Genomic DNA, 19059 nt, shown 5'->3' with positions numbered 1-19059 from the left:
AATGAATTGACAGGAGGGAGAGGCGGCACATGGTCGAGCTTGGCCCGACTGCTCCTCACCCCTGCTGGGGCTTGCCTCGGGAGGCTATCAACGGGATGGCTTCGGAATAGCTGACGCAGGCGACATCCTGCTTGTGGCAGACGTCGCTGACGAAGCGGTCGAGCGCGCGCCAGTAGGCGCCGTCATTCATTTCGACGAAGTGGAAGCCAAGCTGGAGCGGGATGCGCTCGCCGTCATATTGCTTGCTGAAGGCTGCTTCGAAAGCGTCGAAGGTGCGGTCCTCATAGGTCTTGGCGTTTGCCTTGTCCTCGGCGCCCTTGGAATGCCTGACATAGAGATTGTAGTCCATGCCGATGACCAGGCGATGCTCCGGCCCCTCGGGGATCAGCGGCAGGCCGAAGCGATAGATGCCGTCCACCACTTGCGGCAGGGCGGGGCCTTTGGTGACGAGGCTTGCGTCATACTCGAATCCCATCTCCTTTTCCGCCGGCACGAGGCCGTCGCTGGTGGAGAGATAGGGCGCGCGAAAACCCTTGACGTCATGCGTGGCGAAATCTTCCCAGCCCTGCGGCTCCTTGTCGGCCACGCCGACATTCTTCCAGGCATCGCGAAGAGCAAGGCGGGCGTTCATGAACTCCTGCTTCCAGTCGGCCGCACTCCAGCCCTTGCCGTCGAAATGGCCGCAGGCATGGCTGGAGATATCGTGGCCTTCCAGATGGGCGCCCCAGATGTTGGCGATGCGGGTGCGGACGTCATCCTCGCTCTTGGCAAAGCCGACATTCGATTTGCCGACGCGCTGTTTCGGTCCCTGGTAGGCCTTGGCCTGCGCCTTGTTCATCAGGAAGGTGCAGGAAAGAAAGTAGGTGAAGTGCGCGCCGTTGCGTGACGCGATTTCGCGGCTCCTGGTCCAGAGCGCGTTGTCATGCGCGCCGTCGAAGGAAATCATGACCAGTTGCTTGGGCTTTCCATCGGCCTGGGCGACTGCGGGCAGGGCAAGGGAAAGCGCAAGGGAGAGGCAGGAGGCGAAAAGAAACATGGGCACCGACGTTGCTTGATCGAGCATGGCTTGCCAAAGATCGCCCAGCGATTTTCGACGACATGCTCCGGGTGGCTTCCTTCCTTTCGCGCAAATACGGCAAAGCTGCGGTGATGCTGGCAATTTTTTGTGGCAGCCGATAAGGATGTGACTCCAAGACCATAGAGGATTTCATCCATGGCATTGCTTATTCTGGGTATTGTTCTTTTTCTCGGCCTGCATCTGATCCGCGTCGTCGTTCCGGGCCTGCGAGCCTCATTGATTGCAAGCCTCGGCGAGGCCGGCTGGAAGGTCGCCTATTCGGTCGCGAGCGTTATCGCGCTGATCGTGCTGATTTATGGCTTCGGCGAGGCGCGCGACATGACGCCGGTCTGGTCGCCGCCGTTCTGGATGAGCCATATCACCATCCTGCTGATGCTGTTCGCGATGATCTGTCTTGTCGCCTCGCTGCTGCCGGCGGGGCATATCGCGGTGAGGACGAAGCACCCGATGGTGCTGTCGGTGAAAATCTGGGCGCTGGCGCACCTGTTGTCCAATGGCGATGGCGCCGCCATCCTGCTCTTTGCCGCCTTCCTCGCCTGGGGCGTGATCCTGCGCATTTCGCTGAAGCGGCGCGAGCGTGCCGGAGAAATCACCTTGCGTCCGTTCGTCTCGGCGAAATACGATCTCTATGCGATCGTCATCGGCGCTATCGTCTGGGCATTGATCATTTGGAAGCTTCATGCGTGGATTATCGGGGTCTCACCGCTCGTTATGTGACGATTTCTGCCATTCCCCCTTACATCAGCCGCAAAATGGAGTAGAAGGCCCCACTAACCCCTACGCTTTTTGCTACAATTTGGCCTGGGCCGGAGACGAGAATGGCATTCAATGACGATAGCTTCATCCGCGAGGTGAATGAGGAACTGCGTTCGGACCAGCTGCGGTTCGTGTGGCGCCGTTTCGGCAAGCTCATCATCGGCGGAGCCGTGCTCATCGTTCTCGGCACGGCAGCCTATAGCGGCTATCGCTATTGGGTAGGCAATCAGGCCGGCAGCGGCGGCGACCAGTTCGTCGCGGCCCTGACGCTGGCCGATCAGAACAAGACGGATGAGGCGCTTGCCGCATTTGCCGCCATCGAAAAGACCGGCCCCGGTTCCTATCCGTTGCTGGCACGCCTGCGTGCGGCGACGCTGCAGGCCCAGAAGGGCGACAAGGCTGGCGCCATCGCCACGTTCTCGGCGATCGGCAAGCAGACCGATATTCCGGTCGTCGTTCGCGATGCCGCCCGTTTGCGCGCAGCCTATCTGCTCGTCGATACCGGCACCTACGATCAGGTTGCCGCCGAAGCGCAGGAGCTTGCCGTACCGGCCGACGGTTTCCGTCATTCGGCGCGCGACGTTCTTGGTCTTGCCGCCTACAAGGCCGGCGATTTCGCCAAGGCCCGGCAGTGGTTCCAGGCAATCGTCGACGATCCGCAGAGCCCGCGCAACGTCGCCAACCGCGCTCAGATGCTGCTCGATCTCATCACCGCATCCGGCAAGGCTCCGGTCGCAAAAGGCTGAAGGATAAGTCGCTAAATGAGTTTCACGGTCGCGATCGTCGGTCGCCCGAATGTCGGAAAGTCCACCCTTTTCAACCGTCTGGTTGGCAAGAAGCTGGCGCTTGTCGACGATACGCCGGGCGTCACGCGTGACCGCCGCCCTGGCGACGCCAAGCTGATCGATCTCCGGTTTCGTATCGTCGATACCGCGGGCCTCGAGGAAGCCGACGAGGAGACGCTTGAAGGCCGCATGCGCGCGCAGACGGAAGCTGCGATCGATGAGGCCGACCTGACGCTCTTTGTCGTCGATGCCAAGATGGGCCTGACCCATGTCGACAAGACACTGGCGGAAATGCTGCGCAAGCGCGGCCGGCCCGTGGTGCTGGTCGCCAACAAATCCGAAGCGCGCGGCTCCGATAGCGGCTTCTACGATGCCTACACGCTCGGCCTTGGCGAACCTTGCCCGATTTCGGCCGAACACGGCCAGGGCATGATGGACCTGCGCGACGCGATCGTCGAGGCGCTCGGCCCTGAGCGCGCCTTTCCGGAGACGGACGACGAAGCGGAAACGAATGTCAGCATTCCGCGCTCCGCCGTCGGCGAGGATGGCGAGGAGATTGACGAAGAACCGGCCTATGACGAGACCAAGCCGTTGCGCGTTGCCATCGTCGGCCGCCCGAATGCGGGCAAGTCGACGCTCATCAACCGCTTTCTCGGTGAAGATCGGCTGCTGACCGGTCCGGAAGCCGGCATCACCCGTGATTCCATCTCCGTCGACTGGAGCTGGCGCGGACGCACGGTGAAGATGTTCGATACCGCCGGCATGCGCCGCAAGGCGAGGGTCACGGAAAAGCTCGAGAAGCTTTCCGTCGCCGATGCGTTGCGCGCCATCCGCTTTGCCGAGACCGTTGTCATCGTCTTCGACGCGACCATTCCGTTCGAGAAGCAGGATCTGCAGATCGTCGATCTCGTCATCCGCGAAGGACGGGCCGCCGTGCTCGCCTTCAACAAGTGGGACATGATCGAGGATCGTCAGGCCGTGCTTGCCGACCTGCGCGAAAAGACCGACCGGCTGCTGCCGCAGGCGCGCGGTATTCGCGCCATACCGATTGCCGGCCAGACCGGCGAGGGGCTCGACCGCCTGATGCAGGCGATCGTCGATACCGACAAGGTCTGGAACAAGCGCATAGCCACCGCCAAGCTCAATCGCTGGCTGGAGACACAGCAGGTTCAGCATCCGCCACCAGCTGTTTCCGGGCGTCGTATCAAGCTGAAGTACATGACGCAGGTCAAGGCTCGTCCGCCGGCCTTCATGATTTCCTGCACGCGCTCCGATGCGCTGCCGGAATCCTATGTGCGCTATCTGATCAACGGCTTGCGCGCGGATTTCGCCATGCCGGGCGTTCCGATCCGCATCCATTTCCGTACGTCGGAAAACCCTTACGAAAACAAGAAGAAGCGATAGTCCGACTGAGCGCCCCGCCGTCGGGCGAGGGCGCTTCGGATCAGGCCGCGTTCTTGCTGAGCGCCTCGCGCAGCGTGGTGATTTCCGCCTTAAGCCTCGTGAGCTCTTCGGCTGTTTGCTCCGTAGCATCCAGAATGCATGGGGGAACGTTTGCCGCCTTCTTTTTCAGCGCCTTGCCTTCACTGGTCAAATGGATCAGCACCTGACGTTCGTCTTCCTTGCTGCGGATGCGATGAATGAAGCCGGCCGCTTCCAGGCGCTTCAAAAGCGGCGTCAGCGTGCTCGATTCGAGGAACAGCTTCTCGCCGATGCCGCCGACAGTCTGGCCGTCCTGCTCCCATAGCGTCACCATGACGAGATATTGCGGATAGGTGAGGTTGAGTGCGTCCAGCATGGGCTTGTAGAGCCGGTTCATTGCGTGGTTCGCCGAATAGAGGGCGAAACAGATGAAGGTGTCCAGCTTTAACGGGTCGTCGGTCATCTCAAGTCCTCCCTGAGAGGTCTCATGTAAATCGTGCGATAAATAATTGTACACCCAAATTTACGGCGGTGCTACGGGTTTCTTCCGTTTTCGGAAAGCCTGCTCGTGTCACGCCGTTCCCGGGCATGCCGCAGCGGCGAGCGCCGTCGATGTCGGGTGCAGTGACGCGCTTCAGCCCGGACGATCGCGCTGACGGCCACGCACGGGCGCTATCAGCTATCTGGCGCAGGGTGTCAAGGAAATCAATATGAGTGAGCTCATCGAAAGCTCAATGCTGGTGAACACGGCCCCGGCGGTTGGCAATCCGGACATTGCCGATGAACTGGGCCGTGGCGGCTTCCCAGGAATAGTTGAGCGCCAGCGAGCGGGCCGCCTCGCGCGAGCAGGAAAGAGCGGCCAGGCACGCGGTTGCCAGATCCGAGTCCACCACGCCGGCGGCTCTATCGCCGCTCAGGATATCCGCCGGGCCGGTCACGGGATAGGCGGCAACCGGCACGCCGCTGGCGAGGGCTTCCAGGATGGCATTGCCGAAGGTATCGGTCTTGGATGGGAAGACGAAGACGTCGGCCTGTGAATAAACATGCGCCAGCTCTTCGCCGAACTTGGCTCCCAGAAAATGCACGTCCGGATAGAGCTTCTGCAGTTCGGCCCGCGCCGGACCATCGCCCACCACCACTTTCGATCCCGGCAGGTCGAGATCGAGGAAAGCGGGCAGGTTCTTTTCAAGCGCCACGCGGCCAACGGTCATGAAGATCGGGCGAGGCAGGCCGAAGGGAGCGTCTTCCTGTGGCTGCGGCCGAAAGAGGGAGGAGTCGATGCCCCGGCTCCAGGGCAGCAGGTTGTGGATGCCGCGCTGCTTGAGTTCGCTCGCGAGGCTTGGCGTCGCCACCATGCAGCCGTAGCCGGCATTGTGGAACCATCTGACGAAGGCGTAGAGCCAGCTTTGCGGTATCGGCAGGCGGGCGGCGACATATTCGGGAAAGCGCGTGTGGTAGCTCGTGGAAAAGGGCATGCCGTTTCGCAGGCACCAGCGCCGCGCCGTCAATCCCAGCGGCCCTTCCGTGGCGATATGCACGTAGGTCGGCCGGAGCGCTTCTATTCTTGCGGCGACCTTGCGGTAGCTGGCGATCGACAGCCGGATTTCCGGATAGGTCGGGCAGGGGATGTTGCGAAAGCCGTCGGGCGTGATCATCGACACTTCGACGCCCATGCGCACCAGTTCGCGGTTGGTGTTCTCTATCGAACGGACGACGCCGTTGACCTGCGGATGCCAGGCATCGCTGACGATGAGCAGCCGTTCAGGTACGGCGACGGGTGTCGCCGCCTGCGTCCAAGTGGTGTGGTCGATGTCTGACAAGCGTTGCAACATGCCCAAAACAGTCCATCCGCACCGCATCCTCATGATGACGGTGCCAGCGATTGCGGTGCTTCAAACATGATTCCCGCGCCCACTCTATTGTGGGGGGTGTCCATGATGGAAATATTACAGCGCTTACCGGATGGCTTTCAGCTTCTCGGGAGAGACGAGCGCGCCATACTCCTGAATGACCTTTGCCGCGATTTTGGCGGCAAACGCGGCGGCTGCGACCGCGTCCCGGTGCTGGAGATAATGAGCCAGGAACGCGCCGTTGAAGCTGTCGCCGGCGCTGGTGGTATCGATGATCTTGCCGACCTTGACCGCCGGAACGAGCGTCTCATCGGTGCCGTCGCCGATGGTGGCGCCGTCGGCGCCGTTCTTGACGACGATCATGCTGGCTCCGTATTGCCGGTAGCGGCGGATGGTGGCGGCAATCGAATCGTCACCGAAATGCATGGCCTCGTCATCGAAGCTCGGCATGACGAGCGTTGAGGCGCGTCCGCCCTCCGCGATCATGGTGTGCATGGCGTCCAGGCTCGACCAGAGGCGAGGGCGCAGATTGGGGTCGAAGGCGACCAGCTTGCCAATAGCCTTGGCGCGGCGCAGCTCGGCCAGGAGGGTGAAGGCGTCCTCGCGGGGCAGGATCGCCAGCGTAATGCCTGAAAAATAGAGTACGTCGGATGCTTCTATGGCCGCACGCAGGGCATCGCCATCGGCCGCGAGCTGGCGGGCGGCGGAGCTGTCGCGCCAATAGCTGAAGGAGCGTTCGCCGTCCTTCAGATTGATCATGTAGAGGCCGGGCGTCTTGCCGCGAAGGCGGCGGATACTGGCCGTGCCGATGCCGGCGGCGCCGATGAAGGCGCTCATTTCGTCGGACATGGCATCATCGCCGAGTGCAGTGAAATAGTCGATCGACCAGTCTGCGGGCAGGCAGGCGCGGGCATACCAGGCGGTGTTGAAGGTGTCGCCGGCAAAGCCCTTGCGCAGATGTCCGTCATCGGCCTGCGACAGTTCCACCATGCATTCGCCGATCGATAGAAAACGCCCGCCCAAGACTTCCTCCCGCATTTTGCCCTGGTGCTGCATACGCGCAAGCGGCGGCTTGGGCAAGGAGGACGGCGGCTACCGCCGTCCTCCTTGCGGCCTCAGGGTCGGTCCATATGATAGCAGGCCGCCGTCTGGCCCGGGCGTACGTGCTCGGTCGGCGGCATCTTCGTGCGGCAGATATCCGTCGCCTTCCAGCAGCGGGGCGAGAAGACGCAGCCCGGCGGCGGGTTGAGCGGCGAGGGCGGGTCTCCCTGCAGGCGGATGCGCTCGCGGCCGCGCGCCAGCTTCGGGTCGGGGATCGGGGCGGCGGAGAACAGTGCCTGCGTGTAGGGATGGGCTGGGTGGTCGAAGACCGTTGCGGCTTCGCCCGCCTCTACCACCTTGCCGAGATAGAGCACCAGCACGTCGTCCGATATCAGGCGCACGACCGAAAGGTCGTGGCTGATGAAGATCAGGGTCAGCCCGAACTCCTTGCGCAGGCGGCGCAGGAGCGTGATGACCTGTCCCTGGATCGAGACGTCGAGGGCCGAGACCGGCTCGTCGCAGATGATCAGCTTCGGCCGGGTGATGACGGCGCGGGCAATGCCGATGCGCTGTGCCTGACCGCCCGAAAATTCGTGCGGATAGCGGTTGATCATTTCGGGGACGAGACCGACCGCCGCCATGATCTCGCGGACGCGATCCTGGCGCTGTGCGCGGCTCAGCTTCGGTTCGAAGACGGTCAGCGGCTCGGCGATGATGTCGCCGACGGTCATGCGCGGATCGAGCGAGGCGATTGGGTCCTGGAAGATGATCTGCATGTCGCGGCGGGCGGCGCGCATCTCCTCTTCGCTGAGGTCGAGCAGGTTGCTGCCCTGCCAGAGAATGCGGCCCTTCTGCGCCTTGATCAGCCGCAGGATCGAGCGGCCGAGCGTGGACTTGCCGCAGCCCGACTCGCCGACGATGCCGAGCGTGCGGCCGGTCTTAAGCTCGAAGCTGACGTCGTTGACCGCCGTCAGCACCAGCGGCGGCTTGAAGAGGGATTTCGACGGCAGTTCGAATTCCGTGGTCAGGTGCTCGACCTTCAGAAGCGTTTGTTCAGCCATGGACGAGGCTCCGTTCCTGATCAGCCGAGAGGGGATGGAAGCAGGCAGCGCAGCGACGCGGCGCGAGCTGGGCGAGCGGCGGCGCCGCATCCAGACAGTCGTCCTGCACATGGGCGCAACGCGGCGAGAAGGCACAGCCGCGCGGCAGGTGCATCAGGTTCGGCGGACGGCCGGGGATGACCGCGAGATCGTCGACATCCTGGTCGGGTCGCGGGATCGAGGCGTGAAGCGCTGCCGTATAAGGGTGAGCCGGATTTTCGTACAGCTCCTCGACCGGCGCCTCCTCGACGATACGGCCCGCATACATGACGGCGACACGGTCGGCGAGACCGGCGACGACGCCGAGGTCATGGGTAATCATCACAAGCGCCGTATGCATTTCCGCCGTCAACTCGTTGAAAAGATCGAGAATTTGCGCCTGGATCGTCACGTCGAGCGCTGTCGTCGGCTCGTCGGCAATCAGCAGCTTCGGCTTGGTGAGCAGCGCCATGGCGATGACGATGCGCTGGCGCATGCCGCCCGAAAGCTCGTGCGGATAGAGATTGAAGCGTCGGGTCGGGTCGGGAATGCCGACCCGCTTCAACATGTCGAGCGCTGCAGCCGAGGCCGCGCGTGCCGTCAGGCCGCCATGGACCTCCAGCTGCTCCGTTAACTGCCGCGAGATGCGCAGCGACGGATTGAGCGCGGTCATCGGGTCCTGGAAGACCATGGCCATGTCCTTGCCGCGCACATGGTCGAGTTCGCGCGGCTTCAGCGTCAGCAGATCCTTGCCGTCGAGCAGCGCCTGGCCGCTGGTGCGGCCGTTCTTGGCGAGCAGGCCCATCAGGCCGAGGAAGGTCTGGCTCTTGCCGGAGCCGGATTCGCCGACGATGGCGACCCGCTCGCCACGGCCGATCTTGAGGTTCATCCTGGAGACGGCAGCCACCTCGCCTTCCGGCGTGCGGAAGGTGATGGAGTAGTCCTTGAGTTCGAGAAGCGTGTCTGTCATGTCAGCGATCCTTCGGATCGAAAGCGTCGCGCAGGCCGTCGCCGATGAAGAGCAGGCTCATCAGCAGCGCGATCAGGAATCCGGCCGGGAAGAACAGCAGCCAGGGCGTCGTCTCCATGCCGGCCGAGCCTTCGGCAATCAGCGTGCCGAGCGACGTCAGCGGCTCCTGGACGCCGAAGCCGAGATAGGAGAGGAAGCTTTCGGTCGCGATGATTTCCGGAATGGTGAGCGTCGCATAGATGACGACCGGACCGACGAGGTTCGGCACGATATGCTTGAGGATGATCTTGAACGACCGCTGCCCGGAGGCGCGGGCGGCTTCGATGAATTCCCGCTGCTTGATCGACAGGGTCTGGCCGCGGACGATGCGGGCCATGGTCAGCCATTCGAGCGCACCGATCGCCGCAAACAGCAGATAGACGTTGCGGCCGAAGATCACCATCAGCAGGATGACGAAGAGCACGTAGGGCAGGGCGTACATGATATCGACGAAGCGCATCATGATCGCATCGACGCGACCGCCGAAATAGCCTGACACGGCGCCGTAGAGCACGCCGATGACGACCGAGACGAGGGTGGCGACGAGGGCGACGGTCAGCGAAACGCGTGTGCCGTAAAGCGTGCGCGCCAGCAGGTCGCGGCCATTGCCGTCGGTGCCGAAATAGTGGCCTGCGGCGAAGTCCGGAGCGCCTCGGAAGGAGTTCCAGTCCGGATCCTCATAGTTGAAGGGAAGGAAGCTCGGGCCGAAAATGGCGATGAGCACCAGCGCCGCCAGCACGATCAGCGAAAGCGCCGCCGCCTTGTTGCGCAGCAGGCGACGCATCGCATCGCCGGTGAGGGAGCGCCCCTTGGGTGCGAGCCCTTCAGCCGAAAGCAGTTCCGCTTCCAGCAATTCTCTCTTGGCGGAATTGAGGATCATCGCATTCTCACTTTCGGGTCGAGCCAGGCATAGGCGATGTCGACCAGGAGATTGAGGACCACGATCAGCACCATGTAGAAAATGACGGTGCCGAGGACCATGCCGTAATCGCGATTAAGCGCCGCTCCGACGAAGTAACGGCCGACGCCGGGCAGGCCGAAGATGCTTTCCACGACCAGCGAGCCGGTGAGGAGGTAGCTGGCCGCCGGTCCCAGATAGGAGACGACGGGCATCATGGCCGGCTTCAATGCGTGCCGCATCACGGTCAGCCGCGGGCCGATGCCCTTGGCCTTGGCGGTGCGGATGAAGTTCTGGCTCATCACCTCGATCATCGAGCCGCGCATGAGGCGGGAGATGCGTGCCGCGTGCGGCAACGTCAGGACGATGATAGGCAGGATCAGGAACCGGATCGAGCCGTCGCCCCAGCCGCCGACCGGCAGCCAGCCGAGCGTGTTGCCGAAGACGAGCTGAAGGATCGGGGCGATCAGGAAGCTCGGCATGACCAGGCCGACGAGGAGGCCGCCGCCCAGCCAGTAATCGGCCGCGCGGTTCTGATAGAGTGCGCCAAGACAGCCTATGAAGACGCCGACGACGGTTGCGAGCACGAAGGCCGCGCCGCCGATGGTCAGCGTGTAGGGAAAGCCGGACATGATCTGCTGGGTGACGGTGAAATCTTGATTGGCGAAGGAGGGGCCAAGGTCGCCCTTCATGACGTCGCCGACATAGATCAGGTATTGCTCAACCAGGGGCTTGTCCAGATTGTAGTGGGCCGCAAGGTTGGCTTTGACTTCCGGCGGCAATGGCCTTTCGCCATCGAAGGGGCCGCCGGGAGCGAGGCGCAAAATGAAAAAGCACACTGTCACGGCAATCCAAAGCACGGGGATTGTCGACAGCAGACGGCGGAGAGCATAGCCAAACATGTTTTTAAACGGCCCCCTCCCGGTTTATGCGGGAGAGGGCCTGTTCCCAATTATTCTTTGATCGACAGCCAGCGAGTGCGGTGGATGTCCTGAATATTATCCACGAAGCCCTCGACCTTCGGGGCGACGATGTTCTGGGAAACGTAGTAGTAGATCGGGATCGCGGCGCTGTCGTCGAGAGCCAGCTGTTCGGCCTTCTTGTAGATTTCGGCGCGCTTCTTCAGGTCGGTTTCTTCATTGCCCTGCTTGATCAGCGCGTCGTAATCCGGGTTGCTCCAGCGGCCGTAGTTCATTTCGACGCCGGTGGACAGCAGGTTGAGGAAGTTGATCGGGTCGTTGTAGTCGGCGAGCCAGCCGGCGCGGCCGATCTGCACCTCGCCACGCTGCATTTCATCGTAATGCACCTTGGTTTCGGTGTTGTAGAGCTCGATATCGACGCCGAGCGGCTTCCACATGGCGGCGATCGCGACGGCGATGCGCTTGTGGTTGTCGTTGGTGTTGTAGCGCAGCTGCGCCTTCAGCGGATGGTCGGGGCCGAAGCCTGCGTCCTTCAGGAGCTTCTTGGCCTCTTCTACCTTCTGCTTGTAAGGCTCGTCCTTCCAGCTGACATAGGCAGGCTCGCCATAATTGGCCGTGCCCGGCGGAACCCAGGAATACATCGGCAGTTCGCCGGTGCCGAGGATCTTCGGGCCGATGACTTCGCGGTTGACGGCCATGGAGAGAGCCTGTCGGACGCGCTTGTCGTTGAAGGGCGGCTTGGTGGCGTTCACAACATAGTAATAGGTGCCGAGGAACGGCACCACATGTGCCTGGCCGGGAAGGTTCTTCTGGATCCACTCGTACTGATCGGCGGGGAACGAGGTGAGAATATCGAACTCGCCGGCGCGATAGCGCTTCAGAGCGGCGGCCTGATCTTCGAGGGTGTAGAAGTTCACCTTGTCGATCTTCACGTCCTTGGCGTCATAATACTGATCGTTCTTGACGTTGGAGACGTGCGAACCGGGCACCCATTCGACCGGCTTGTAAGGACCGTTGGTGACGATGTTCTCGATCTTGACCCACGCATCGCCCTTTGCTTCGACGACATGCTTCGGCAGCGGATAGGCCGTGTAGTGCATCAAGGCGTTGAGGAAGTAGGGCGTCGGGTTCTCAAGCGTGATTTCCAGCGTCTTGTCGTCGATCGCCTTGACGCCGAGCTGGGTCAGATCCTTGATCTCGCCCTTGTTGATCTTTTCCGCGTTCTTGATCGTGTATTGCAGATAGGCGTACTGGGCGGCGGTCTTCGGATCCATCAGGCGCTGGAAGGCGAAAACGAAGTCCTGAGCCGTCACCGGCTGGCCGTCGGACCACTTGATGCCGTCGCGCAGCTTGAAGGTATAGACCTTCTGGTCGGGCGAAACCGTCCAGCTTGCAGCCTGGCCGGGGATGGGATTGTCCTTGGGGTCCTCAGTCACCAGCCCTTCGAAAATATCGCCGTCGATGCGGTTTTCCCAATCGCCGGAAATTTTTTGCGGGTCGAGCGACGTGGGGTCGCCGCCGTTGTGGATATTGAGGGTCGCGGCGTGCGCGGAGAAGCTCAATACCGTGCTGACGAGAGCCGTCGCTAGAAATTTTCTGGTGAAATGAGTCATGCCTTTTCCCACCTTTCTGGAGTTATTGTCCCTGATTTTACAGGGGTATTTTTATTTCCACAGGTGACCTGTACGTGCAGGTCAATGCCGGAACCTATCCAAAGCGACGTCGCTTTCAAGCCCAAAAGAGTCGGAGGTGCTCAGCGCGTGGATTTCCATGTTGATAATTCTCTAAAATTGATACTGCGAATTTACGCGTCCTGATAGTAGCGATCTTTCCTTCTACCGTTTGGCGGCTTGCCGCCCGCGCGCGAGTGTGCAAACTGGGCAGCCTTGTGCGATATCGAGGCGGGTTGATGAAATCGACGAATAAGGCGGCGGGAGCCGATTGGTGGCGCGGGGCGGTGATCTATCAGGTCTACCCGCGGTCGTTTCAGGATACGGATGCCAACGGGCTCGGCGACATCAAGGGTATTACCCGACGCCTGCCTCACATTGCGGCACTCGGGGTCGATGCGATCTGGCTGGCGCCGTTCTTCACCTCGCCGATGGCCGATATGGGCTACGACGTCGCCGATTACTGCGATGTCGATCCGATTTTCGGCACGCTGGCCGATTTCGACGAGATGATGGCGGCGGCGCACGAGCTGGGGCTCAAGGTCATCATAGACCAGGTGATCTCGCACACCTCGGACCGGCACCCGTGGTTCGTGGAAAGCCGGACAAGCCGCGACAATCCCAAGGCGGACTGGTATGTCTGGGCCGATCCGAAGCCGGATGGCACGGCGCCGAACAACTGGCTGTCGATCTTCGGCGGGCCGGGCTGGGAATGGGACGGCGTGCGCCGGCAATATTACCAGCACAACTTCCTGACCTCTCAGCCGGACCTGAACTTCCATAATCCGAAGGTTCAGGACGCGGTGCTGGCGGCGGTAAAATTCTGGCTCGACCGCGGCGTGGACGGCTTCCGCCTGGATACGGTCAACTACTATTTCTGCGACAAGGAATTGCGCGACAATCCGCCGGCACTCGTCGCGACGGGCGGTCTCGATGCGCCCGAGAGCAACCCCTACGGGATGCAGAACCATCTCTATGACAAGACACAGCCGGAGAATATCGGCTTCCTGAAGCGGTTCCGGGCGCTGCTCGACCAGTATGAGGATCGTACGACCGTCGGTGAGGTGGGCGACGGCGCACGCTCGCTGCAGACGGTCGCGGCCTATACCAGCGGCGGCGACAAACTGCATATGTGCTACACCTTCGATCTGCTCGGTCCTGATTTCACGCCGGCGCATTTCCGCCGCTGTGTCGGCGATTTCCAGGATAACGTCGTCGACGGCTGGGTCTGCTGGGCTTTCTCCAACCATGACGTCCAGCGCCATGTCAGCCGTTTTGCCGAGACGGAGGAAGAGCAGCCCCGCGTCGCGAAGCTGGCGATTTCGCTGCTGTCCACCCTGCGTGGCTCGATCTGCCTGTATCAGGGGGAAGAGCTCGGCCTGCCCGAGGCGGAGCTTGCCTTCGAGGATCTGCGCGATCCCTACGGCATTCGTTTCTGGCCGGCGTTCAAGGGACGTGACGGATGCCGCACGCCGATGCCCTGGGAGGCGAGCCGCGCCCATGCGGGTTTCACGACCGCGGACAAGTCATGGCTGCCGGTTCCCTACCAGCATGCGGCGCTCGCCGTCGACAAGCAGGAGGCGGACGGAGATTCGGTGCTGCACCACTATCGGCAGACACTGGCCTTCCGCAGGGATTATGCGGCCTTGCGCGATGGCGATATGACCTTCCTCGATACCAAGGAGGATGTTCTCGCCTTCACGCGCTCCAAGGGCGGCGAGACGCTGCTGTTCGTCTTCAATCTCTCCCGCAAGCCGGTAAAGGTTGCCCTGCCGAAGGGGATCAAGCTGGCCAAGACGATCGCCATGCCGGGTTTTGGAACGGCGGATGCCGGCGCGACGGTGGTGCTCGCCGCGCTCGACGTCTATTGCGGCAAGCTCGCCTGATCAGCCGATCAGCATGAACTTGTCGACATCGACAAGGCCTCTGTCCGATATCTTCAGATGCGGAATGACGGGCAGGGGCAGGAAGGCGAGCTGGAGGAAAGGCTCTTCCAGCGTCGCGCCGAGCGCATAGGCCGCCTGGCGCAGATCGTGCAGCGTGTCGCGCACGCTTTCGTATGGTTCCAGGCTCATCAGGCCGGCGACGGGCAGGGCGATTTCGCCTGTCACGACGCCATCCTCGACGACGACGAAGCCGCCGTTGATATCGCTGAGGCGGTTGGCGGCGAGCGCCATGTCATCCTCGTTGACGCCGACGACGCAGATATTGTGGCTGTCATGGCCGACGGTCGAGGCGATCGCGCCCTTCTTCAGCCCAAACCCCTGGACGAAGCCGTTGGCGTGGTTGCCGTTCTTGCCGTGCCGCTCGATGACGGCGACCTTGATGACATCGTTGCCGAGGTCGATATCGGTCTGATTGCCCTTGGCGGGCAGCCGATAACGGCGGTGCTCGGTGATGATCTTGCCGGGCATCACGCCGATGACGGAGCTTTCGCCTTCGTTGAGCGGCACGCCGAAATCGGCGGCGTTGATCGGGCGGGCCTTGACGCTGTCGAGGCCGACCGGGGCGATGGGCTTGCGGGTAGCGAAGAGCTCGGCCGTGACGCGGCGGCCTGCCGAGAAGACGATCTCGGCCTTGCAGTTCTCAAGGCTGTCGACGACGACGAGATCCGCACGCCAGCCGGGCGCCACCAGGCCTCGATCCCGCAGGCCGAAGGCGCGGGCGGCCGAAATGGAGGCCGCGCGATAGATTGCCAGCGGCTCGATGCCATGGGCGATTGCCGTGCGGATCATATAATCGAGATGGCCCTGTTCGGCGATGTCGAGCGGGTTGCGGTCGTCGGTACAGAGCGCGAGATAGGGCGACAGGCGCTCGGTGATGATCGGCATCAGCGCATGCAGGTCCTTGGAGACGGAGCCTTCACGCACCAGCACATGCATGCCCTTGCGGATCTTTTCCAGCGCTTCTTCGGCCGTCGTCGATTCATGTTCCGTGCGGATGCCGGCGGCGAGATATCCGTTGAGATCGTTGCCACGCAGCAGAGGGGCGTGGCCGTCGATATGGCCGCCCTGGAAGGCTTCGAGCTTGGCCATGCAGACGGGATCCTTGTGGACCACGCCGGGGAAATTCATGAATTCGGCAAGGCCGATCACCTGCGGATGGTTGCGGAAGGGCAGCAGCGTTTCGATCGGCAGATCGGCACCCGAGGTTTCCAGATGCGTGGCCGGCACGCAGGAGGAAAGCTGGACGCGAATATCCATGATCGTTTCCAGCGAGCAATCCAGGAAATAGCGGATGCCTTCGGTGCCGAGCACGTTGGCGATCTCATGCGGATCGCAGATGACCGTCGTGACGCCATAGGGCAGGACGCAGCGGTCGAATTCGAGCGGCGTCACCAGCGAGGATTCGATGTGGAGGTGGGTGTCGATGAAACCCGGCACGACGATGCGGCCGGAAATATCGATCTCCTGACGCCCTTGATAGTCGCCGCAGGTGCCGACGATGCGGTCGCCGCAAATGGCGATATCGGAAGCGACCAGCTCTCCCGTCACCAGATCGAAGAACCGGCCGTTTTTCAGCACGATGTCCGCAGGCTCCCGGCCGACGCCCTGGTCGATATAGCGTTCGAGTTTGGTGGTCATGTGTGTCCCTCGCATATGGATCGCCCCTCACGCCGGCTCTCTTGCTGTTACAAGAGGAGGCGTGAGGGGCGGAGATGTGTTCGAGCTTATGCCTCAGATATTATTCTGCAAGATCTCGCGAAGCTTGCCGAACAGCTCGTCTATGTGATGCTTCTCGATGATGAGCGGCGGCGAGAGGGCGATGATGTCGCCGGTGGTGCGGATCAGCAGGCCCTTTTCATATGCCTTCAGGAAGGCTGTGAAGGCGCGCTTGGTGGGCTCGCCGGCGATGGGGTCGAGCTCGATGGCGCCGATCAGGCCGGTGTTCCTGATGTCGATGACGTTCGGGCAGTCCTTCAGCGAATGCAAGGCATCGGCCCAGTAGTCGGAAAGCTCGGCTGCGCGGGTCAGCAGGCCTTCTTCCTTGTAGGTGTCGAGCGTCGCAAGTGCCGCGGCGGAGGCGATCGGGTTGCCGGAATAGGTATAGCCGTGGAAGAACTCGATCATATGCTCGGGTCCCTGCATGAAGGCGTCATGGATCTCCGAGGTGACGAAGACCGCGCCCATCGGGATGACGCCGTTGGTCAGGCCCTTGGCGGTGGTGATCATGTCCGGCTTCACGTCGTAATACTGAGCCGCGAACGGGGTGCCGAGGCGACCGAAGCCGGTGATGACCTCGTCGAAAATCAGCAGGATGCCGTGCTTGGTGCAGATTTCGCGCAGCTTCTGCAGGTAGCCTTTCGGCGGGATGAGCACGCCGGTGGAGCCGGCAACCGGCTCGACGATGACGGCTGCGATGGTCGAGGCGTCATGCAGCGTGACGATGCGCTCCAGCTCGCTGGCGATATCGCCGCCATGCTCGGGCTCGCCGCGCGTGAAGGCGTTCTTGCCGGGAACATGCGTGTGCGGCATGTGATCGACACCGGTCAGCAGCGTGCCGAACATCTTGCGGTTGGTGACGATGCCACCGACGGAGATGCCGCCGAAATTGACGCCGTGATAGCCGCGTTCGCGGCCGATGAGGCGGAAGCGCGAACCGTTGCCCTTCACGCGGTGATAGGCAAGCGCGATCTTCAGGGCCGTCTCGACCGATTCCGAACCGGAGTTGGTATAGAGGACATGATCCAGGCCATCCGGGGCGATGTCCACCAGGCGGTTCGCCAATTCGAACGCCTTCGGGTGGCCGAGCTGGAAGGCGGGCGCATAGTCAAGCTCGCCGGCCTGCTGGGCAATGGCCTCGGTGATCTTGGGCCGGCAGTGTCCGGCGTTTACGCACCACAGTCCTGCAGTCCCGTCCAGTACCTGCCGACCGTCGTGGGTGGTGTAGTACATATCCTTGGCGCCGACGAAGAGGCGCGGCTCCTTCTTGAACTGGCGGTTGGCCGTAAACGGCATCCAGAAGGCGCGCAAATCGTTGGGGGTGGCATTCAAACGGTCCGACATGCTGTTCTCCAATGGCCATTCGGGGGCCATTTCCCGATCGCGGCGCTATGCGGCGCGATTATATTTTACTGCCTGGTCAAATTATCAGCAGGCCCTTTTGCGTCAAGGCAAAGATGGGCTGAAAGGGTGGAGCGCGGCTGCGGATCGGGGCGGAATCGACGAGCGTCGTCGGGTGCGCGGTTCAAAGCGGGGGCGCCTGCACGGATGCCGATCCTTGCCCGGGCAGACATGAAAAAACTGGCAAATCCAACGGACTTGCCAGTTAAAAATGATAAAACACCTGGTAATGAAGTAAGTCGATCTTCAGGGTTTTAAGTGTCCCCCCACGGATCGTTCGTCAGCAGACCCAGAGCGATTGAAGGCTCTTAAGCAGCCGATCTACTTTTTTCCGGCTCACAATAAATGTCTTCCAGCGTTTCGAGAACCCGAATGACGGATTCCGATGTGCTGGAGTAGTAAATCGTTTGAGCATCGCGACGCGTCTTGACCAGTTTCTGAGCGCGCAGCTTCGAAAGATGCTGCGAAAGCGCCGACTGACTCAAGCCGACCTGATTGGCAAGAACGCCAACCGGAACCTCACCCTTAACAAGACTGCAAAGGATCAAAAGACGCTTCGGGTTTGCCATTGCTGATAGTAATGCTGCCGCAACATTAGAGTGTTCGGCCAAATTTCTTGTCTTCATCTGTTAAACTTCCCAATGCGGAGCGTACATCAGAAACTGTGCTATTTCTAAACCGGTACCAACCGATTTCTAACAATACCAAGAGGCGTCGAAGATTGTATATACCTAAATTTAAGGTATCGAGTATGCTATTTTAGGTATGTATGTATGATGACCTCGCAATAATAGGAACGATGCCCTGCGTCCCGTTCAGGGGCTCAATTAGCCCAAAATAGGTCGATATTATCGTTTCCGGGTCACAAATATGCCAAATTCGGTCACAACCTGATTGCAACCTACCAATAATGGTCGTTGCCGCATTAAGCTGCCCGGCTACTAAATCTCGCACTATCGCGCGCTCCCAGCGCCGCCGAATTTTATTTTCGGCTTAAAGCATCATCAGGTCCCCGGCGGACAGAATGTAGGCCTTTCCGAAGCCGCCGTTCAGGCTGGCATCGAGCGGAACGAGGCGGAAAAAGCAGAAATCCGGAAAGTCGATATAGAGCTTGGACTTCGGGTGGCGTTCGAGGAAAAGCCCGCGAATGCGTTCGTGCGCTTCATCCTGCCGATCGATCCGCTCCGCGCTGCAACGCACGGTCAGGCGGGGATGGGCGAGGGGATCGCCCTTGCCGGGTTCGCCGAAAAGCACCGAAGCGCGGGGATCCTTCGTCAGGGCCTTGGTGTGCGAGGAGAGGCCGGAGACAAGAATGACGGGAGCGCCATCGGCATCGATGGCAATCAGCACGCGGCTGACGGAGGGAAAACCGGTTTCGGGGTCGATGACGGCAAGGGCCGCATGAGCGGCCTCATGCATGAGGCCGCGCGCCTGCTGGCGCGCATCCTCGTCCGTTTCCCTGATTACCGATGGTTTATCGTTCATTAA

At 61.5% G+C, this 19059-nt stretch carries 17 protein-coding genes; 4 read left to right on the top strand and 13 right to left on the bottom strand.

The annotated features are described in order from the left end of the window. Positions 1–55: 55 nt before the first annotated feature. Positions 56–1063: a polysaccharide deacetylase gene (locus GR212_RS18180; RefSeq protein WP_204326640.1), complete on the bottom strand. Its 1008-nt coding sequence runs from the start codon at positions 1061–1063 to the stop codon at positions 56–58. Positions 1064–1213: 150 nt separating this feature from the next. On the opposite strand from GR212_RS18180, the gene GR212_RS18175 reads away from it, so the two are divergent. The 3 genes from GR212_RS18175 to der all read left to right on the top strand — a co-directional run bounded on the left by GR212_RS18175 (position 1214) and on the right by der (position 4023). Further along, positions 1214–1795 carry an NnrU family protein gene (locus GR212_RS18175; protein WP_163987972.1) on the top strand — a complete coding sequence of 194 codons (582 nt, stop codon included), beginning with the start codon at positions 1214–1216 and terminating at the stop codon, positions 1793–1795. A gap of 101 nt (positions 1796–1896) precedes the next feature. Beyond that, the gene (locus GR212_RS18170) at positions 1897–2580 is read left to right on the top strand and encodes a tetratricopeptide repeat protein (protein ID WP_163987971.1); all 684 of its coding nucleotides are present in this window, start codon (positions 1897–1899) and stop codon (positions 2578–2580) included. A gap of 15 nt (positions 2581–2595) precedes the next feature. Continuing rightward, on the top strand, positions 2596–4023 hold the full coding sequence (gene der / locus GR212_RS18165) for a ribosome biogenesis GTPase Der (RefSeq protein WP_163987970.1): 1428 nt from the start codon (positions 2596–2598) through the stop codon (positions 4021–4023). Between the two features lie 40 nt (positions 4024–4063). Here the strand turns inward: der and GR212_RS18160 are convergent, their stop codons facing one another. The 8 genes from GR212_RS18160 to GR212_RS18125 all read right to left on the bottom strand — a co-directional run bounded on the left by GR212_RS18160 (position 4064) and on the right by GR212_RS18125 (position 12451). Next, a complete protein-coding gene (locus GR212_RS18160; protein ID WP_163987969.1) occupies positions 4064–4504 on the bottom strand; it encodes a MarR family winged helix-turn-helix transcriptional regulator in 441 nt (146 codons plus the stop codon). A 268-nt stretch (positions 4505–4772) separates the two neighbouring features. Continuing rightward, positions 4773–5873, bottom strand: a complete 1101-nt coding sequence (locus GR212_RS18155) for a glycosyltransferase family 4 protein (RefSeq protein ID WP_163987968.1) — start codon at positions 5871–5873, stop codon at positions 4773–4775. Positions 5874–5996: 123 nt separating this feature from the next. After that, the gene (locus GR212_RS18150) at positions 5997–6914 is read right to left on the bottom strand and encodes a sugar kinase (RefSeq protein ID WP_163987967.1); all 918 of its coding nucleotides are present in this window, start codon (positions 6912–6914) and stop codon (positions 5997–5999) included. 92 nt (positions 6915–7006) lie between these two features. Further along, positions 7007–7993 (bottom strand): ABC transporter ATP-binding protein, encoded by a 987-nt coding sequence (locus GR212_RS18145; RefSeq protein WP_163987966.1) that lies wholly within the window; start codon positions 7991–7993, stop codon positions 7007–7009. After that, positions 7986–8981, bottom strand: coding sequence for an ABC transporter ATP-binding protein (locus tag GR212_RS18140; RefSeq protein ID WP_163987965.1), 996 nt, complete (start codon positions 8979–8981; stop codon positions 7986–7988). The genes GR212_RS18145 and GR212_RS18140 overlap by 8 nt, the downstream gene beginning before the upstream one ends. 1 nt (position 8982) lies before the next feature. Then, complete coding sequence (locus GR212_RS18135; RefSeq protein WP_163987964.1) at positions 8983–9900, bottom strand: ABC transporter permease; 918 nt, start codon at positions 9898–9900, stop codon at positions 8983–8985. After that, on the bottom strand, positions 9897–10820 hold the full coding sequence (locus GR212_RS18130; protein WP_163987963.1) for an ABC transporter permease subunit: 924 nt from the start codon (positions 10818–10820) through the stop codon (positions 9897–9899). The genes GR212_RS18135 and GR212_RS18130 overlap by 4 nt, the downstream gene beginning before the upstream one ends. A gap of 50 nt (positions 10821–10870) precedes the next feature. Next, positions 10871–12451: a peptide ABC transporter substrate-binding protein gene (locus GR212_RS18125; RefSeq protein WP_163987962.1), complete on the bottom strand. Its 1581-nt coding sequence runs from the start codon at positions 12449–12451 to the stop codon at positions 10871–10873. A 296-nt stretch (positions 12452–12747) separates the two neighbouring features. On the opposite strand from GR212_RS18125, the gene GR212_RS18120 reads away from it, so the two are divergent. Next, entirely contained in the window at positions 12748–14394 is a 1647-nt protein-coding gene (locus GR212_RS18120) for an alpha-glucosidase family protein (RefSeq protein WP_163987961.1), read from the top strand. Here GR212_RS18120 and ade read toward each other — a convergent pair whose 3' ends face one another. The 4 genes from ade to GR212_RS18100 form a co-directional block, all read right to left on the bottom strand. Beyond that, positions 14395–16092 carry an adenine deaminase gene (gene ade / locus GR212_RS18115; RefSeq protein WP_204326639.1) on the bottom strand — a complete coding sequence of 566 codons (1698 nt, stop codon included), beginning with the start codon at positions 16090–16092 and terminating at the stop codon, positions 14395–14397. 93 nt (positions 16093–16185) lie between these two features. After that, a complete protein-coding gene (locus tag GR212_RS18110; protein WP_112803756.1) occupies positions 16186–17514 on the bottom strand; it encodes an aspartate aminotransferase family protein in 1329 nt (442 codons plus the stop codon). Between the two features lie 365 nt (positions 17515–17879). Then, a complete protein-coding gene (locus tag GR212_RS18105) occupies positions 17880–18197 on the bottom strand; it encodes an ArsR/SmtB family transcription factor (protein ID WP_004116664.1) in 318 nt (105 codons plus the stop codon). A 367-nt stretch (positions 18198–18564) separates the two neighbouring features. Further along, positions 18565–19056: a pyridoxamine 5'-phosphate oxidase family protein gene (locus tag GR212_RS18100; RefSeq protein WP_163987959.1), complete on the bottom strand. Its 492-nt coding sequence runs from the start codon at positions 19054–19056 to the stop codon at positions 18565–18567. Positions 19057–19059: the final 3 nt, after the last annotated feature.

Origin of the sequence: Martinezella lusitana, assembly GCF_010668395.1 — a bacterium.
GTDB lineage: Bacteria > Pseudomonadota > Alphaproteobacteria > Rhizobiales > Rhizobiaceae > Rhizobium > Rhizobium lusitanum_A.
The sequence above is the reverse complement of the archived record's forward strand: the minus strand, read 5'-3'. Positions and strand labels throughout refer to the sequence as shown.

Coding starts and splice junctions, on each gene's coding strand:
- GR212_RS18180 (WP_204326640.1), bottom strand. CDS start 1,063: ATGCTCGATCAAGCAACGTCGGTGCCCATGTTTCTTTTCGCCTCCTGC.
- GR212_RS18175 (WP_163987972.1), top strand. CDS start 1,214: ATGGCATTGCTTATTCTGGGTATTGTTCTTTTTCTCGGCCTGCATCTG.
- GR212_RS18170 (WP_163987971.1), top strand. CDS start 1,897: ATGGCATTCAATGACGATAGCTTCATCCGCGAGGTGAATGAGGAACTG.
- der (WP_163987970.1), top strand. CDS start 2,596: ATGAGTTTCACGGTCGCGATCGTCGGTCGCCCGAATGTCGGAAAGTCC.
- GR212_RS18160 (WP_163987969.1), bottom strand. CDS start 4,504: ATGACCGACGACCCGTTAAAGCTGGACACCTTCATCTGTTTCGCCCTC.
- GR212_RS18155 (WP_163987968.1), bottom strand. CDS start 5,873: ATGTTGCAACGCTTGTCAGACATCGACCACACCACTTGGACGCAGGCG.
- GR212_RS18145 (WP_163987966.1), bottom strand. CDS start 7,993: ATGGCTGAACAAACGCTTCTGAAGGTCGAGCACCTGACCACGGAATTC.
- GR212_RS18140 (WP_163987965.1), bottom strand. CDS start 8,981: ATGACAGACACGCTTCTCGAACTCAAGGACTACTCCATCACCTTCCGC.
- GR212_RS18135 (WP_163987964.1), bottom strand. CDS start 9,900: ATGATCCTCAATTCCGCCAAGAGAGAATTGCTGGAAGCGGAACTGCTT.
- GR212_RS18130 (WP_163987963.1), bottom strand. CDS start 10,820: ATGTTTGGCTATGCTCTCCGCCGTCTGCTGTCGACAATCCCCGTGCTT.
- GR212_RS18125 (WP_163987962.1), bottom strand. CDS start 12,451: ATGACTCATTTCACCAGAAAATTTCTAGCGACGGCTCTCGTCAGCACG.
- GR212_RS18120 (WP_163987961.1), top strand. CDS start 12,748: ATGAAATCGACGAATAAGGCGGCGGGAGCCGATTGGTGGCGCGGGGCG.
- ade (WP_204326639.1), bottom strand. CDS start 16,092: ATGACCACCAAACTCGAACGCTATATCGACCAGGGCGTCGGCCGGGAG.
- GR212_RS18110 (WP_112803756.1), bottom strand. CDS start 17,514: ATGTCGGACCGTTTGAATGCCACCCCCAACGATTTGCGCGCCTTCTGG.
- GR212_RS18105 (WP_004116664.1), bottom strand. CDS start 18,197: ATGAAGACAAGAAATTTGGCCGAACACTCTAATGTTGCGGCAGCATTA.
- GR212_RS18100 (WP_163987959.1), bottom strand. CDS start 19,056: ATGAACGATAAACCATCGGTAATCAGGGAAACGGACGAGGATGCGCGC.